At 66.3% G+C, this 17,455-nt stretch carries 8 protein-coding genes; 1 reads left to right on the forward strand and 7 read right to left on the reverse strand.

The annotated features are described in order from the left end of the window. Positions 1-139 precede the first annotated feature (139 nt). Positions 140-2,353 (forward strand): NADP-dependent isocitrate dehydrogenase, encoded by a 2,214-nt coding sequence (locus KRX55_RS02970; protein ID WP_218406350.1) that lies wholly within the window; start codon positions 140-142, stop codon positions 2,351-2,353. Positions 2,354-2,569: 216 nt separating this feature from the next. Here KRX55_RS02970 and KRX55_RS02975 read toward each other — a convergent pair whose 3' ends face one another. The 7 genes from KRX55_RS02975 to KRX55_RS03005 form a co-directional block, all read right to left on the reverse strand. Then, a complete protein-coding gene (locus KRX55_RS02975) occupies positions 2,570-3,016 on the reverse strand; it encodes a hypothetical protein (protein WP_218406351.1) in 447 nt (148 codons plus the stop codon). Positions 3,017-3,345: 329 nt separating this feature from the next. Then, complete coding sequence (locus KRX55_RS02980) at positions 3,346-4,479, reverse strand: hypothetical protein (protein ID WP_218406352.1); 1,134 nt, start codon at positions 4,477-4,479, stop codon at positions 3,346-3,348. An 11-nt stretch (positions 4,480-4,490) separates the two neighbouring features. Continuing rightward, positions 4,491-5,483, reverse strand: a complete 993-nt coding sequence (locus KRX55_RS02985; protein WP_218406353.1) for a hypothetical protein — start codon at positions 5,481-5,483, stop codon at positions 4,491-4,493. Positions 5,484-5,489: 6 nt separating this feature from the next. Continuing rightward, positions 5,490-8,126, reverse strand: coding sequence for a GAP1-N2 domain-containing protein (locus KRX55_RS02990; RefSeq protein ID WP_218406354.1), 2,637 nt, complete (start codon positions 8,124-8,126; stop codon positions 5,490-5,492). A gap of 7 nt (positions 8,127-8,133) precedes the next feature. Beyond that, positions 8,134-10,917: a hypothetical protein gene (locus tag KRX55_RS02995; protein WP_218406355.1), complete on the reverse strand. Its 2,784-nt coding sequence runs from the start codon at positions 10,915-10,917 to the stop codon at positions 8,134-8,136. Positions 10,918-10,965: 48 nt separating this feature from the next. Then, the gene (locus KRX55_RS03000; RefSeq protein ID WP_218406356.1) at positions 10,966-13,788 is read right to left on the reverse strand and encodes a hypothetical protein; all 2,823 of its coding nucleotides are present in this window, start codon (positions 13,786-13,788) and stop codon (positions 10,966-10,968) included. Continuing rightward, positions 13,788-17,405 (reverse strand): tubulin-like doman-containing protein, encoded by a 3,618-nt coding sequence (locus KRX55_RS03005; RefSeq protein WP_218406357.1) that lies wholly within the window; start codon positions 17,403-17,405, stop codon positions 13,788-13,790. Before KRX55_RS03005 ends, KRX55_RS03000 begins: the two co-directional genes overlap by 1 nt. Positions 17,406-17,455: the final 50 nt, after the last annotated feature.

Below are 17,455 nucleotides of genomic sequence, written 5' to 3' on the forward strand. Positions count from 1 at the left end.
CCCGGATAGCGGGACCCGCTGCCCCGGGCGTGCCCCGAACACCATTTCCACCCTTTTCATGGGTGAGAACGCCACCGGCCGAACGTTGAACAGGTATTCTGAGGAGTCGAACCATATCCGATAATCCTGGGAGTCCCTCTTGGCTAAGATCATCTACACCCGCACCGACGAAGCACCGCTGCTCGCGACCTATTCGCTGAAGCCGATCATCGAGGCCTTCGCCTCCACCGCGGGAATCGATGTCGAGACCCGCGACATCTCCCTCGCCGGCCGGATCCTTGCCCAGTTCCCGGACCGCCTGTCCGAGGACCAGCGCGTCGACGACGCCCTCGCGGAGCTCGGTGAGCTGGCGAAGACGCCCGAGGCGAACATCATCAAACTCCCGAACATCTCCGCCTCCGTGCCGCAGCTGAAGGCCGCGATCGCCGAACTGCAGTCCCAGGGCTACGATCTGCCAGATTACCCGGACAAGGTCGAGACCGACGAGGACGCCGACGTCCGTGCCCGCTACGACGCCGTGAAGGGCTCCGCGGTCAACCCGGTCCTGCGTGAGGGCAACTCCGACCGCCGCGCGCCCGAGGCCGTCAAGAACTTCGTCCGCAAGTTCCCGCACCGCATGGGTGCCTGGACCGCCGACTCCAGGACGAACGTCGCCACGATGGACGACGGCGACTTCCGTCACAACGAGAAGTCGGTCATCATGCCCGCCGCCGACACCCTCACCATCACGCACGTCGCGGCCGACGGCAGCGAGACGGTACTGAAGGACAACCTCAAGGTCCTCGAGGGCGAGGTCATCGACGGCACCGTGATGCGCGCCGCCGCACTGCAGGAGTTCCTCGCCGCGCAGGTCGCCCGCGCCAAGGAGGAGGACGTCCTGTTCTCCGTGCACCTCAAGGCCACGATGATGAAGGTCTCCGACCCGATCATCTTCGGTTACGTCGTACGCACCTTCTTCGCCGACGTCTACGCGGCCTACGGTGACCAGCTGATGGCGGCGGGGCTCGACGGCGAGTCCGGCCTGGCCGCGATCTACTCCGGCCTGGAGAACCTGGACAACGGCGCCGAGATCAAGGCCGCCTTCGACAAGGCACTGGCCGAGGGCCCGGCGCTCGCGATGGTCAACAGCCACAAGGGGATCACCAACCTGCACGTCCCGTCCGACGTCATCGTCGACGCCTCCATGCCGGCCATGATCCGCACCTCCGGCCACATGTGGAACGCGGACGACCAGGAGGAGGACACCCTCGCGGTGCTGCCCGACTCCTCCTACGCCGGTGTCTACCAGGCCGTCATCGAGGACTGCCGCGCCAACGGCGCCTTCGACCCGACCACCATGGGTACCGTCCCGAACGTCGGCCTGATGGCGCAGAAGGCCGAGGAGTACGGCTCCCACGACAAGACCTTCAAGATCGCCGCCGACGGCGTCGTCAAGGTCACCAACTCCGCGGGCGAGACCCTCATCGAGCACGAGGTCGCCTCCGGTGACATCTGGCGCGCCTGCCAGGCCAAGGACGCCCCGATCCGTGACTGGGTCAAGCTCGCCGTGGATCGTGCCCGTCAGTCCGGCATGCCCGCCGTGTTCTGGCTCGACCCGGAGCGCGCCCATGACCGCAACCTCACCGAACTCGTCGAGAAGTACCTCGGCGAGCACGACACCGAGGGCCTGGACATCCGCATCATGAGCCCGGTGGAGGCCACGAAGTTCTCCATCGAGCGCATCCGCCGTGGCGAGGACACCATCTCCGTCACCGGCAACGTCCTGCGTGACTACCTCACCGACCTCTTCCCGATCCTCGAGCTCGGCACCTCCGCCAAGATGCTCTCCGTCGTGCCGCTCATGGCCGGCGGTGGACTGTTCGAGACCGGTGCCGGTGGCTCCGCCCCGAAGCACGTCCAGCAGCTCGAGGCCGAGAACCACCTCCGCTGGGACTCCCTCGGTGAGTTCCTCGCCCTGGCCGAGTCACTGCGCCACTTCGCCCGCAGCGGCTACGAGCGCGCCAACGTGCTCGCCGGTGCCCTGGACCGAGCCACCGAGCGTGTCCTGAACGACGGCAAGTCCCCGTCACGCAAGGTCAACGAGATCGACAACCGTGGCTCGCACTTCTACCTCGCCACCTACTGGGCGGACGAGCTGGCCAAGCAGACCGAGGACACCGAGCTCGCCGAGCTGTTCACCAAGGTCGCCGGCGAACTGAAGGACGCTGTCGACGAGATCGACGCCACCCTCATCGAGGTTCAGGGCGCGCCCGTCGACCTCGGCGGCTACTACCAGCCGGACGATGCCAAGACCTCCGGCGTCATGCGCCCGAGCGAGAAGTTCAACAGCATCATCGACGGTCTGAAGAAGTAGTTCTCCCGGACAGTCACCCGACGGGCCCCGCCACTCCATCCGGAGTGGCGGGGCCCGTCGTCGCGTGCGGGGAACCGCTCTCATCCACGGTCATCCCGCATGCGGCACCGATGTGATGTACCACAGTTCCGTCACGGAACGTCGGCGTCCTAGTTCGCGCGATGCACGGCGCTCCCGCCCTCTCCCCCGACCGGTACACCGATCCCCGGTCCGGGATCAGGGGGTGGTGTCGGCGATTTTACCCGAGCGCCCCAGAATCTCGATCAGTTCCTCGTTGACGAGTTTCCTGCCGTCAGCGGTCTCGATGTAATTGTTGGTGTCGTTGAACAACTCCAGCCAGAAGAGCTGCTGCCAGCCCCACACCATGGCGGCGACCACGGCCACCGAAGCCGCCAGTGCCGTCGAGATCTGTACCCACCGGGCCGCACCACGTTGCCGGAGCTCGGTCTGTTCGATGCTGCGGGCCTCCTCCTGTCGGAGGGCCCGGCCCATGTCGGTGCCGGAGGCTGCGGGATCCCAGGAGGGTGCCGGGTTCGGGCCGTTGCTCCAGCCGGGGGCCGGTGCCGAGGGGCCGTTCGGGCCGTTGCTCCAGCCGGGGGCCGGTGCCGAGGGGTCGTACGGGCCGGGGTTCCAGCCTTCCCGGGGTGAATTGGGTGTGTTCATGGTTACTGTCCGATCGGTGGGAGGTGGTGGTGGGTGCTGTCGTGGTGATTGCGGAAGGGGAGGCTGGACCTGAACTCAGCGATTCCCGAATGGAAAGTGTCTGCGGCCGGTTTTCTTCTCCATCTGTGTCCCCTCCCTCCCGGGGCCCGGGCGCGACTCCCCCGGCGACTGCTGTGGCCGGAGACGGGGATTATCTGTCCGTCCCTCCGACGGATGCGCCGTGGTCCGGGGAGGTTGCGCGGGGAACTGCCGCGGGGAGGGTACGTCGTCGGGCCCCGGGGCGAGGTCGGCCACCGCATCGTCGAACCAGAACTTTCCTCCATTCATCCCTACGCTCCCGGATCCGTCCGGTCACCGTTGAGCAGACCCCACTGCGCCAGGACGTAGCGGAAGGGGTCGAGACAACGGAAGGGCGCGATCCCCGACCGTGACACCGACGAACCGGTCTCCGGTGGGGTCCCCAACGCGGATACCGCGAAACAACGGTACCGCAGGCGGCGGCCGGGTTCATTGAGCCGATTCAGGAAGGCCATCGCGTCGAGACAACGCAGGAGACTCAGGACCTCGTAGTGGAGCAGTTCCGCATTGGGGAGACTGTAAGGCTGGGTGACGTCACCGGACTCACGACGGAACCCGGCACCGAAGTTGTTCATCACCCGTTGCCAGTTCACCTTGTCCTCGGCCCCGTAGTACATGTCCACCTGATCGACCTTCGCCAGCTCCTGCATCGTGTCGAACTTCGCCAGCATCAGGGCGATGAGCGTATCGTCCTCCGGCTCGATGAGGCTCAGCAGGTTCGACAGGACGGTGGCCGGGTCTTCGGTGTCGTGGGTGTCCAGCTTGGGGAGGGACGGGATCGAGCCCTCGAGGAGATTGTTGATCTCCGGCACGCGCACGGGGTCGAACATGAAGATGATCTCATCGGCGAACCGGAAGAACCGCATGCGCTCACGCATGTTGGGGAAGTGGTCCTGCGCGAAGTCCTCACCCGCGACGTCCCTGATGACGATGTGAATCGGCTGGTGGACCCGCTGCCCGTTCGCATCTGTTCTCAGGTGGGTACCGATGCGGAAGATCAGCGGCTGGTTCTGGTAGGCTCCCTCGTTCTCACCGGTACTCGTCGGTGCGGGCAGGCCCATCTGTTCGAAGAGAGGCTCCTCGAACTGCTCGCGGTAGATCTCGCGGGTCGGATCATCGGCGGGTTCGAACACGAACCCGTTGTTCTCGACGAGCTGTTCCAGCAGCTTCACGACTACGGCGATGTAGAGGGATTTGCCCGACGCGCGGGCACCGGCCATCGCGAAGGTCAACGTACCGGTCCCCGCCCAGCCGTCAGGGAGCGGGTAGCGCTCCGGGTTCGTCTGGCACGGTAGGTTCGTGCCCTCCCCCATGATCTGGAAAGTGTACGGGCAGCGCGTCGGAAGCAGAGCCGTCCTACGGTCTCCGGTGAGTGTGTTCGTCATGTCGTTGCCCTCTAGAGTCTTCCGCCGACCAGGGTGCGGGCCATGGCATGCACGTCTTCGGCGATCATGGAGGTGTCTCCGGCGGCCAGTGCCGCACAGACCTCCGGGGTGAACAGTGTGTGGGAGCAGTCGCCGGCACCGACCGGGGTCCGGGTCGTCAGCAGGTGCACGGGACCGTTGTGCCGCGCCAACGGGGCGGGAAGATCGTCGGAGACGACGAGCACCGCCTCACCGTCGCGGAGTGGCCGGTTCATCCGGAATCCGACCTCGTTGTACGGCAGTTCCAGCTGCGCCAGGCCGGCGATGTCGGCGGGACTCCCGAGCGAACGCTGCGGCTCCCCCGCGGAGCTGGAGACCATGATCCTCTTCCCCTGGGAGACCACGGACAGCACTCCGCAGGCGACGGTGTACATGGCCGCCAGCGCCTCCGGGGGCGTCGTCCGCGCCATGGAGGCTGAGGCGTCGATCACCAGGGACACGTCGCGACGGAGGTCGGCGGGGAGCGTGTCCGCCCCCACCGCGGTACACAGCGTTCCACGGACACGGCTCGACAGATCATCGAGCTCGACACCGACGATCTGCTGGTTGACCTCGATGACGACGGTCCCCGACTCGCCGGAGAGGGTGCACAGCGGAAACGAACCGAGTCCACCGACGTTGTACCGCGGGAACTGCAGACTGGTGTTCTGTGCGGCGGTCTCACCGTGCAGGAGGTACGACACCTGGGCGCTGGCGTCGTGGGGAAATGATGTGCCCCCCTGCCCCGGTGTCAGCAGAACTCTGACGGATCCCGTGAGATTGCGCATCCGGAGCCTGTCCCCACGGAACCGGAACTCCACCGAGCCGCGCTCCGGGGGGCTGGTGATGTCCGGTCCCCGGAGCTGCAGCTCAATGGGCAGCACGGTCTTCTGCTTCGTCAACACCTCGCAGGTCAGTTCGCCGAAAGCGGATGCGGGTTGACCGGTGTCATGGCGGTCACCGGGTTGCAGCTGGATGGTGGGCATTGCGTTCTACTGCCTTTCCTCGGCGGCAGGCGTGCTGCCGCCGGACAAGTGGAGTTCGATGATCTGACGGCGGACCGCCCAGTACCGTGAGTCCGGGTTCCGGGCGATGGCTTCCGGGTGCCCCAGTCTCTCGTATTCAGCTTCGAGCATCTTCCGGTGCCTCTCCAGGAATTCCCTGTGAGCGGTGGCCGTGGCGAAGTCGTCCCTGAGACAGCCGATGTAGAAGTCCCTCACCGTGGCGGCCACCGTGTCGTGCGCGGTCTGCTCCAACGCGTTCCAGTCGACGACGTCGATGAGCATGTGGTCGAGGGCATCACGGAACTTTCCGTCGGCCGTGCCGTCGGTGCTCAGCAGCGGCCTGATTCGACTGAAGTCGGCGACGGTGAAACGCAACCGCAGCAACGCCAGTACGGCGTCGGTGTCGCGGGACAGCGGCCAGTGGTCCTCCTCTGGGGAAACGAGGAAATGGGGGTGCCCCGCCCGCAGTCTGGTGATGACCCGGCCGATGTCGACCCCGGGCCCGAACGACGCCGTGAAATTGAGGACGGAGTACCCCGAGTCGTTCGCGGCCCTGATGATCCTGTCGATCCGTTCCCGGTTCTCCCACTGGCTGTACCACTCGTCCCACTGCGCGGCGAGGCGGCCTCCGACGGGCGCGGTCCCGGGATGCAGCCGGAGTTGCCGGGTGAGTTTCTCCGCCACGAGTCCGTACAGTTCGGGGGCGTCACGGTCCGGGAGGGACCCGGAATCGTGCAGCACGCGGTGCCCGAGGACCTCTATCCTGCGCAGGCCGCTCGACGTCCCGGGGAATCCGAGGGCCTCGCGTTTGTCGCTGCTGGTCAATGAACCGGGATTCCCCAGAAGCCTGCCCATCGTGTGGACATCCGATTCGACGATGCTGTTCCACCATCCCGAGACAATTGCCTGCGTGCCCCGATCGAGTGACGGGCGTCCCTCGGCGACGAACCAGCCCATGACCGCTTCCCTGTGCACCGTGACCGCCGCCCAGATCTCCTCCGGAGGATCTTCGGGATCCACCAGTCCCCTCCGCACGGCGACATCGAGCATCTCCACCGCGGCGTCCACGCAGGCGGTGGAACGGGGGGATCCGTACGTGTCGGCGGTGGCCAGGGAACCGGAGACACCCGCGTACAGCATCCCAAGTGCCCGACCTGCCGGGTATCCCGGTTCGCGGTACCCGAACTCCGGGATGCGCCGCCGCTCACGTGGCGGCTGTTCCCAGCCGTCACCGGTGCACCCGAGGCTCCGTAGTTCGTCCATCATCCGGGTCTCCCACACGACCGCGGGATCTGTGGGATCCGGATCCCCGGAACCGGCTGCGCCCCACGCCTCCGCACCATCCGGGTCACCGGCACCGGGGCCACCCCAGTCGGTGTCCCCGAACGCCTGCGACCCTCCGGGCGCGGGAACCCGGGAGCCACGGCCTGCCGAATCTCCGCCGGGCGCCGACTCCCCGAATCCGTCGAGATCGACCGCGGCGGCGAGGACTCCCCCGCGGTCCGTGGTGCCTCCGGCGATACGGGGGTCCGGTTGACCATCGCCCCAGGAGAAGGCTCCGTCCCCGGACCAGGAGATGTCCCCGGGGTCTCCGGCGGGACCCGCCAGGACGTCGCGGAATGCCGCCAGACCGGCGCCGAACCGGGGCACTTCATGCCGACTCCTCAGCGGCTCGGTCTCCTCCCGGAGTACGTCGATGATGTCGTCCATACGGTGGCGGGGGCCGCGGCCCCCGCGGATCAGGAGCTCGGCGGTGTCCGCCGACCAACCGGTCCCCGGGTCCGCTCCCCCGTCGTCGAGGGAGATGACCGTGATCCCGGGGCGGACCGGAACCAGGTGCACGTCCACGTCGGGGACGCACACCAGCGCCGGTGCGCCACCGTGATCCGCACCGGACACGGTGTTGCCACGCATGAAGGTGGTGAAACGCAGGAGGCGTTGTGCCTCGAGGGGCGACATCGTCACCGACACCGCTTTGAGCCACGAGGCCGCGGTCGCGCGGTCCGGGACGGGGAGCACGACGGTGGCGACCTGCGACTGCAGTGCGTCCTGGATCCGGTACAGCGACGCGGCCCGCCGCTCCTCGCGGAGGATGAACTCGATGGCCTCCTCGGCGGTGGGAACGCACTCCCAGCCGGGCCGGGGGCCACCGTCCGGAGTCCGGGCGAGTTGGACGTTGTCGACCATCCTGATCGTGAATGGTCGGAGAAAATCGGGTGACCCGAAGCAGTCGACCGGGTACCACGGACCATCGTCAGCCCAGGGCTGCGAGTCCACGAAGGCGTGCGTGAAGATGTTCCCCTGTCGGTTGGTGGAATCCCGTCCCGCGGGAACCGCCTGGAGATACACGCTCGCCGCCGTACCACCGATGTGCGCCTCCGGGAGGTAGGTGAAGCTCCTCGGCAGCGCATCCACCTGCGCATCGCTGATGTAGTCGCTGATCGGCTCCAGCGGCGACAGCTGGGTCACCGCATTCTGTTTTATCCACTCCCGCTGTTCCGGTGAGGCGTCGAGAGACGGGCCGACCTGCCAACCGCCGGTCCGGCGGCCGGCGGACGCGCCGAAGGACGCGAACGTCACCTGCGCCCAGCGCCCGCCCGGGTCGGGGGAGTTCATCCGTGTCATGCGGTCGTCACCCCTGCGCCCGGAGGTGCTGGCCGGCGGCCGCCGCCCGCTGCCGCAGGTAGCCGACGTTGAGCCACGCGATGAACGGATCATCCAGCGCGATACTCTGCCCCGTCTCGTCCTGCAGCTCGTCGGGGAACACCCGGAGAAACGCACCATCGGGGTAATCCTTCAGCGAGTCGAGGGTGAACCTCCAGTAGACCGGCGGCTGCTCCCCGCGCCCGGCGAACTCCCTGGCGAACAGCCCCTGCTGACCGGGCCGGGACTGGTCCTGGTGGATGCAGTCCACCGCGACGCGCACACCGTCGGCCTTCTCCAGTGGCAGCCGGTCTCTCTGGACGACCAGGGTGAAGGACCGCTCCCGACCGGTCATGGGTCGTTCGCCGAAGATCCCGATCGCGAACAGGCCGGGCTGCTGACTGACCGGCTGGATCTCGTAACTCATCCGCACGCATCCGCGGTAGGCGACGGCACCGCGCTCACCGAGAATGGATTTGCGCTGGTAGACCGTGGAGGGCTCGAGTATCACCGTGCCCCGGCTCGGCAACGGCGGGTGGAGCATCATTCCACCGCGTTTCGTGTACTCCTTCCGGTCGATCGTGCCGATGGCGACGGGATCGCCGACCCCTCCGTCTCTACAGTCATCGGGATGTTCCTGGTGGTACGCCGTCACCCGCGATGCACCGTGCGGCCATCCGAAGGTGAGCAGCTGGTGGGTGACCCGTTCGTGCAACTCGATGTTGGTTGCACCACCGACCCGTTTGAAGGGCCGGGGATTCCCGACCCGGCACACCTGTCCGTCGACGTGCACGGGGGTGAGGACGATCGAGTACCAGTCCCGTGGCCACCCCACCGTGCATCCGTGGTCGGTCCCCTCGATGCTGTTCTGCCAGTCCTGGTCGTCGAAGGTCCTCCGCAGTCCGGAGAGCTCGAGGGAATCGAGCCCCGTGATCTCCGGGGGCGGTTCCTCCTTCGTCCGGTAGATCCGGACCTCGCCGGAGGGAGGTGGGGACCAGGACACCTCGAACTCGGTGCCGTCGAACCCCTCCCGTTCCGTCACCGTGATGTCGACCGCCTGCACCTCCGCATCCACCAGGACACTCTTCTCCTCCGATGCGTCGGACATGATGGAGTCGTCGCGGATCCGCACGACCCGCGCGACGACGAACCTGTGCCGCACACCGCCCTGCGCCGTCTGCCACTTGAACCCCTTCCGGTTCGGGAGATCCGCGCAGATCTCGTTGCGCCGGTGGAACACCTGACCGTCATCGGCGCAGCTGAAGACAGCCACCCGCTCGGTGGGCTCCACGTCCTCCCACTGTCCGGTGATCTCCTGACCGACGGCACTGAGAGTGAAGTTCGTGACGGGACGGATGACGTAGGTCTCGCCGACGAGCTCGGGTTCAGCACGGAGTGCCCTCTGTTCGTCCCCGCCGCTGTTGACCCACACCTGATACATGGTGACGGCGCCGTGCTGTGGTTCGGTCTCGGCCCAGGCATTCCCGACGGTGACGCACTGCAGGTAGCCGTCCTCCGGGTCCCGCTCGAGTACGCGGTTGTCACTGACGACACGGTACAACCGGACGGTGTCGTCCCCGGTCTCCTCCGGATCGTCGGCGGGCACGCGCCAGTCGAGCCGCACCGTACCGTCCCCGTTGATCGTGCGCTGCAGCGATGCGCCGACGATCGGCTGAGGTTCGTCCATCGCCGTCATCGACCGGAAGTTGTTGAAACCGTAGCCACGGATGTCCTCCGGACGTGGCACGGTCTCATCGACGGTCCCGGTAGGCCCGTCTCCGGTCGCGGGTGTCTCCCGGGAATCCGCCGACTCCGTCGAGCCGGTCTGATCACCATCGGCCACCGGGAGTTCGGCGTCGGAGTCCCCAACCGCAGGCTCCCCGGCGATGTGTCGGGGACCACCTGCCGGATCCGGTGCCACGGATGCGCGCTGCCGCGGCTCGTCGGTCGTTCCTGCTGCGACCGAATCCTGTTCCCCGGTCCTCGGCCCCGGGTTCTCCATCACGCCATCCGTCCCGGGTGCATCCGCCTGTGGGTCTGAATCCACGGGGAGGGAGGGCCGCGACGGTTTCCGTTCGTGCCGGCTTCGGGTGACTCCGGCGCCGTCTCCCCGCTTCAGGGGCCCGTTGCCGTTGAAGGAGATCAGGGGGACACCCGAGGTGCCGTACGGTAGCTGCGACCGGGCGGATCCGGGGTCCTGATCCGCGGAACGGTCCCGGCCCTCCCCCGGGCCGCCGGGAGCTCCCAGCGTCAGGAACCGGTCCATCGAACGGTTGATCTCCCGGTTTTTGTGCGCTTCGCGGAGATCGAGCATCTCCTTGAGCTGCGGCACCCAGTCCTCGACCTGTCGGGGCCGTCCCCGGACGCCCGGTCTCAGGGCGACGGGAAAGTCGTGGGCGATCTTCCTCAGGTGCGAGTCGGTGGGGAGCATGGACTCGTCGTAACGTTTCAGCGCGAGGTTCCGCCACCGTTTCAGGAGCCCGTAGCGCGACACGATCGGGCCGCAGAACGCCGTCGGATCGTCATCGAACTCCGCCTCCCTGCCGTCGTCCGCCAGGGTCACCAGCTGGTTGAGCTCACCGTGCCAGGCCCGTACCGGGTCCGGGGCGTTGGTGAAGTCGATGGCTCCGGTCATGTCCGCGATCCGTTCGAGATGGGCCGGGGCCGGTAGCGCGGTGGCCGGATAGAAGGTCAAAGCGTAGTTGTACCACCTGCGCAGGAGCTCGATGCGGGTCTGGCGGGAGTTGAGGTTCGACATATCTGATGCTGCCACCGTTTCAGAGTTGGAGGTTCATTCCGTGGCCCGATCGCCACCGCGAAGCTACAGGTCCTTCGTCAGATCACTGTCCAGGAAACCGAAACCATCGTCCGCCGCGTGACGACCCGGGGCTCCGGGTCCCCCCGCAGGGAACTGTCCCTGACCGAAACCGGTCTCCGTCGCGGAGCCATCCTGATCGGTGGAAAACGCGTCGAGGTCAAAGTCCATCGCCGTCAGTCCGACCCCTGATTCCTCCCGGGGACCCGAGTCCCGGAGAGCCAGATAGCTGCGGTTCCCGGAGCCCGACAGTTGGACCAGTACCTGACTGCTTCCGAGACAATCCAGCGGCGAGGTTCCGGACACGATGGTGCCGGAATACACCCCGTGGAAATTCGCCACACGCCCCTGGTGGGTGATGAACGTGCCGTCGAAACGGCCGCTGTCCTTCACCGCGGGGAAGTCCACGAGGCGGTCCTCCCCGAGAACCTTCCCGTCGGTCGTCGCCAGTGGTCTCAGGAGCTGTTGCCTGCGGGCGTCCGTCTGGAGGGCGGAGGATATGCGCTCCCACCGATCCCCACTGCGGTCGACACCGAAGAAACCCGGGTCTGACATGTGGCGGGACACGACATCGAGCAGGCTGCCCGATCCGCGGCCCAGCTGGGACAGGAGAGCGTCGGTGTTGACGTCGTTGTCTATCCGGCCCTCACTCTCGTCGATCTCCGCGACGACCCGCTGTTCCGCCTTCCGGAAACACTCGTCGAGCCATCCGGTCTGGTAGATGCCGACGCGGTACCGCTGTGCGACCGCCTGGATGGCACTCTCGTCCGGGCGTGCCTCGGCCAGCAGCACCGAGTCCGGCAGTTGCGTCGCAGGACACACGGTGTCGACCGCGGCCGCCCGAACCGTACCGAAGGGGTACTGGACGACGGATCCGACGATGTCCGACACGGCGAGGAACTGGTTGTAGGCCACCTCGCAGCGGCGGATCCCGAGCTCGCAGGCCTCCAGGTTCATTTCGGCGGCCCTCAGGTCGCTCAGATACTGGTCACGACGGTTGAGCAGACGGATCTCCTCACCGGTGAGCGCGACGATCTGGAGTGAGAAGAACACCAGCCACATCACGAGCCAGCCACCGAAGTAGCGGGCCAGGGTCGATCCGGTGACTGAGTTCAGCGCGGCGAGCCACAGCGGTTCGGGTTGCGTCTCATCGCCGCCGAACATCTGGTTTCCGCCCCACCAGGCGAGCAGGAATCCGACGAGCGAAAGCACCGTCACCCAACCCAGCCAGCGCATCGTCGAGGCGAAGGTCGAGTGGTCGACGTCGGTGCGCCTCCGTGCCCGGAGCTCCGCGAGTCTCCGTTCCCGGTCCGCGTGCTCTCTCCGGAGTTCGGTACCGGTACCGAGGATCGAGCGGCCGACGAGATTGGCGAAACTGTCGGCGTGCTCGTCACGCCAGGTGTGGAAGCTGTTGATGATCTTCGGAATGTTCCGGCCCTGTCCGATGGTCGGGTCGCCCAGTGACCTCTGGAACCGGTCCGCACCCGCGATGTCGTAGGGAGCGACCGACGACATGTTGATGCGGTTGAGCAGATGGTGCGGAAGGTCGCGTCCGAAGTGACAACCCGGGCCCGGAACAACGTCGTTGGCGGAGCGCACCACGCGCGCCTCATCCGGGGCGGAGGGAACCTGCACGGCGACGGGCAATCTGGGCCGTGGGTCCTGTCCGATGCTCCTCGGTTTGCCGTCGATCATCGTCAACGACATGTTGACGTAGGTGCGCCACATGCCGCGCAGTTCCCTGGCGAGCTCGTCATCCCGGACGACACGGGACCGGGGGGCGGAACCCCGGGAACCGGGGTCCACTCCGCGGGGATCACCGCCGACCTGGATGCGGCTGCCGGACATACCGTAGAGCTTCTCCTGCAGTTTCAGCTCAGCGCTGCGTCTGCCCTCTGCGGTCAACGTCCCGAAGACCCGAACGGGGTGTTTGACGAAATTGACTGCGAACGTCTTCATGAACGTCCCGATCGCCTTCCCGGCCGTGATCCTCTGGGTACCCTCCACCTTCGGATTGACCCTCGGCCCGCGCAGCTGGTCCCGGTGGTGGTGCATGAACTCGTCGGTGGCGGTCTTCGTGAATTTCTCCTTGTCCGGAGCGTAATCCCCGTAGACGAGGCGTCCCCCGACGCTGGACGCCGGGCGCGGATTCGTTCCGGTGTCCAGGATCCCGAACTTGAGCTTCTGCTGCACCGCCTGGGCGTCGATACGGCGGTAGTAGCTACGGACGAGATGGAAGTTGCCGTCCCGTGATCGCGGGAAGTCGTGCGTGGGGTTCCCCTCGATGCCGGACCAGGCCCCGAAAACGCTGGTGACCCCGGCCGCACAGTGCAGCATGAAGTCCTCCGCGGAACTGTCGACGTCGAAGGTCACCGCGTTGTTGTTGGGCCCGAGGGAGTCCTCGGGGGCGAGCAGGAGATTGACGCAGTCCTCGAAGACGGGAAGTTCATCGTCCGTTCGGCCGCCCACACGGGTGATCATCAGGTTGGTCCGCGTGATGCCTTCGTCGAGTCCGGCGTTGAAGAACGGATCTGTCAGCCTGCGGAACATCCGCCGGTTGACGGTCCCGTCCTCCTCGTCCACGACGTTGACACAGCCGAAGCTGATCGTGTCGGGGTGAAAGCGCTGCAGAGCGTGCTGCAACATCTCCCGTTCAACGAACGGCGTCTCGCCAACCCCCATCGAGGTGACCGTGGAGTGCTGGTCCTCGAAGGTGTCGACGTCGATCCAGACGATGTCCTTGACGAGGCCCAGCAGCGCGAAATCCTCGAGGATCTGGCGGACACCGTTGGCGAAGGTACCCCGGGAAATGAGAACCGTCAGTTCCATCACAGGTCATCGGCTCCATCCAGGAAATCGGTGGTCGGGCTGTCGAATTCGGTCTCCCGGGGGGCCGCACGGAAGGAACTGCCGAACAGGTCACTCTCGGAGGACTCCGGTTCCGGTGGCCCCATCTTGTACGCCTCATCGAGCATGAGACTGATCTGCTTGGTCACCTCCGTGATGTCGAAGGCGATGTCCCTGAGGAACGGGAACCGCACCGCATCGTCACGTTTGCTGATGTCCCCCAGGTTCTTGGCGCCGTAGTTGATCCGCTGTCCCCGCGCGGCCAGATCGCCGGGCATGATCTTCCGCGCGAACTCGAAGTTCCTGCCGAGCCAGGCCTTCGCCGCCTGCACGCGCTCCTCGGGGCTGACGTCCGGCCCGGTTCCCTGGATCCGGTCCTCGGGCCGCACCGATGACGCGACACCGGGCAGCGTGCTGGTGGTCTCGTCCGGATAGAGCCCGTCGAACACCCATTGGTTGAGCAGCCGCACGCCCGACAGCACGCGGGCTCCCCGGGTAGGGGTGGTCCCGTCGTCGTAGAGGCCACGCATCACGGTGTACGGCCGTACCGATTCCATCAGGGGATAGCTTCCGGCCCGCATCCACGCGAGGGTCGAGGACTCCAGCAGGGCCGGCAGCCAGTCGATCTTGTGCCGGAACCTGCTCGGGGGAGTCAGCATCGGGGCTTCGAAGGCGATCCACGCCTGGTTGGTTCCGTCGTAGACCTGAACCGGGTTGTCGTCGTCCGTGTCGAGGGTGTTGGGGAATCCGATACGGCCGGTGAGTCGGCCGATGTACCATCCGCCGATCAACGCGTAGCGCTCCGCATCCGACATCGGCATGGCGCCCGTCATCGGCCGGGCACGACGCCACTTCCAGAACGCCGGATCCTGACCGTGGGTCGAGTCCCACTGGGCACGGATCGGTTCCATGACGGAGTCGAACACGATCGGCGCGTAGTTCGGGTAGGAACCGAAGATGTCGATGGAGCGTTCGATGCCCTGTGTCGAGAGGTTCTCCCGCAGGGGTTCAGCCCTGTTCTCGGGCTTGTAGTGGTCGTATCCACCCGCGACGTCATTCAGCGCCTTCTCGAGGGCGGCGTCACCCGCGAGCGGGATCTTCGAGAAGTTGAAGTGGTAGCTCACGGACTCGCCGTAGAGACGCTGCACGAGCTCGTTGTTGACCTGTGCGAGCGGCAGTGCCGCGGTCATCGTGCGCTTGAAGCAGTCGGCCAGGCGCAGGATCCGCTCGTTGCGCTCCGCGTCGGTCTGCGCGTTGTAGATGTAGTCCCGCAGCGACACCGAGATGAACCGTTCGAAGGAGTAGTCGCGGCGGAGCACGTAACTGCGCGCCCGCGACAGCACCTGCCTCGGGCTGGCGTGCAGTTCCAGACGCGCCGGTTGGGGGTCCCGGTTGTCGTCACCTGAGCCGGGGGTGCGCACGAGTTCGCTGGGCACCCAGGGCTCGATGAGAACCAGGAGGTCGTTCGGCGCCTTGTCCGATCCTGCCGCGGAGTCCCAGTCTCCCGCGACGATGGTGCGCGCCGCCTCCTGCAACGCGGCACTGTAGTCCACCGCGTCGCGGACGCAGGCGAGGACATCCCCCTGGAACTGCTGCGGGAACGAGCCCACGTCGGTGAGGAACACCTCGTTAGCGGCCTGGTAGAACCGCTCCGGTACGCGATCCATGGACTCATCCGGCCACAGGTTCGGAACATCGGTCTTCACCTGTGCCGCGCCGAGATTGTCGTCCTTGGTGATCTTCATCGCTGCCTCGAGATTGCGGTGTCCGGCACCGAGTATCTGCGCGAGCGGGACGAGGAAGGACTTGTCGAAGTCCTCGGCGATGGGCACCATCCGGCGCGCGGTGTTGATGATCGCACTGTGCCGAAGTTGCGGGACACAGCTCTCGATGATGCGTTCCTCGAAGCCCTGACCGTCCTGGATACGGTTCTTGTTGCCCTGCAACTGACCGCGGAGCTCATCCGACACCCGGAACCCCGGGCTCGTGGACGCGATGGCACGCAGCGCGTTGAGTGTGTTCTCCCGGAAGTCGTTGCGCAGTTTCTCCAGTAGAGCCGCGGCATAGGGTACGCCGTACCGTGCGATCTCGGCCCTGAGGATGTCGAGGAACTTCTCCTGGAGATCATCGGCCTGCGCCCAGTTCCAGAGCCCCTGGTAGAGGATCCCGCCGAGGTCGTTGCCCACCTCACCGTTGAGCTGGGCGACGGCACCGTCGATGTCGTGGATCCACTGGTTGCCCGGTCGCCCGTTGGGAGCCGGTATCCGCTCCCGTAGCCGCCCGGCCATTCCCTGGGTCCACCGGTTCACCTCCGTGTTGAAACGCCAGTCGAGCCAGGCCGGGACCCGGTCCGAAGGAGGCAGGAGACGGTTGAGCTTGTCCCGGATGATGACTGAACGCTTCTCGATGAGCTCGTTGATCTGGGTGTCGCCGTCCTCGGCGCTCGTCTCATCCAGGTGTCCCTCGAGGAGACGCTGCACCGACTCGGAGGCGAGCCGCTGCGCGGCGTATTCGCCGTACCTGTCCCGCCCCATCGACAGCTGCGCGTAGCCGAAGGACGCCCACGGGATGACGTCCCGGTTGTTCACCCCCCAGCCGTATTCAGCCGACTTCATGGAGGTTCCGCCGGTGTTGGTGATGTTGTAGTTGATGAGATCATCCAACGCGGACTGGTCCATCATGAGCGCCGCCAGTCCACGCCCGAGTGCACGGTAGACGGTTCTCGGCTTGCCGTCACCGAGCAGCGTGCCCTCGACGCCCGCTTTCACTCCGACGGGGAAGATCCGCTGCAGCGGCATCGGGTTGTGGTTCGCGAGCGGTACACCGAGCGCCCTGAACAGGGTCGCGTCGTCACGGAAGGCGGCCCCGAACTGCGCGGCGGTGAACTCCGCGAAGACGGAGAGAGCGTTCGGGTTGGTGCCCGGGCGGGCCGCGGGATCGAACGACGAGAAGATGTCGGGTGTCACGGCGAACATCGCGATGCGCTGCGGTGGTATCAGGTCCGCGAGGATCCGGCAGACGTCCAGGGCCATGGATGCTCCTGCGCCACCGGCCATCGAGGAGACGACGAACACGATCGGCTGGTTCGGTGCATCCCCCTGGTGGAGCTTCTTGTGCAGCAGGCTGACGTCATTCGCCCGGGTCAGTTCATCGACCGCCCGCCCCAGCTGCTTACGGATCTCCTGCGCCTTGGAGAGGAACAGCATACGGCCGATCCGCCGGTACTGACCCGCTCCCGACGAGATGGCGACACTGACGTCGTCGGGTTCATCGACGAGCCACGATGAAACGGTGCCCAGCTGTGCCTGACTCCCGATTGTGGCCGTGACCGTCGTGTCGATCGAGTTGTACTGTGCGTGCGCACCGCACGAGATGTAGGAGCCGCCCGCCTGCGAGACGTTGGGCAACTTGTTGATCGTCTCGCAGTCGAGGGGGACGTCGATGTTGATGAACTGCCAGCCCTTGGGCAGGGTCACCGACGCCGGGGTCGGGTAGTCGTCCGGGAGACGTTCCGCGAGCATGGACTTGAGCTGGTCCATCATGAATGCCAGGGTCTTTGCGCCCGAGCCTCCGCAACCGACGATGAGTGCCTTATGCATAGCGCGTTCCTAATCTGATTGTGTTTGTCTGGATCTCGAGAGGTTGACCG

It is taken from the genome of Corynebacterium sp. TAE3-ERU16 (assembly GCF_019209935.1).
Taxonomy (GTDB): Bacteria; Actinomycetota; Actinomycetes; order Mycobacteriales; family Mycobacteriaceae; genus Corynebacterium; species Corynebacterium antarcticum.

Coding starts and splice junctions, on each gene's coding strand:
- KRX55_RS02975 (WP_218406351.1), bottom strand. CDS start 3,016: ATGAACACACCCAATTCACCCCGGGAAGGCTGGAACCCCGGCCCGTAC.
- KRX55_RS02980 (WP_218406352.1), bottom strand. CDS start 4,479: ATGACGAACACACTCACCGGAGACCGTAGGACGGCTCTGCTTCCGACG.
- KRX55_RS02985 (WP_218406353.1), bottom strand. CDS start 5,483: ATGCCCACCATCCAGCTGCAACCCGGTGACCGCCATGACACCGGTCAA.
- KRX55_RS02990 (WP_218406354.1), bottom strand. CDS start 8,126: ATGACACGGATGAACTCCCCCGACCCGGGCGGGCGCTGGGCGCAGGTG.
- KRX55_RS03000 (WP_218406356.1), bottom strand. CDS start 13,788: ATGGAACTGACGGTTCTCATTTCCCGGGGTACCTTCGCCAACGGTGTC.
- KRX55_RS03005 (WP_218406357.1), bottom strand. CDS start 17,405: ATGCATAAGGCACTCATCGTCGGTTGCGGAGGCTCGGGCGCAAAGACC.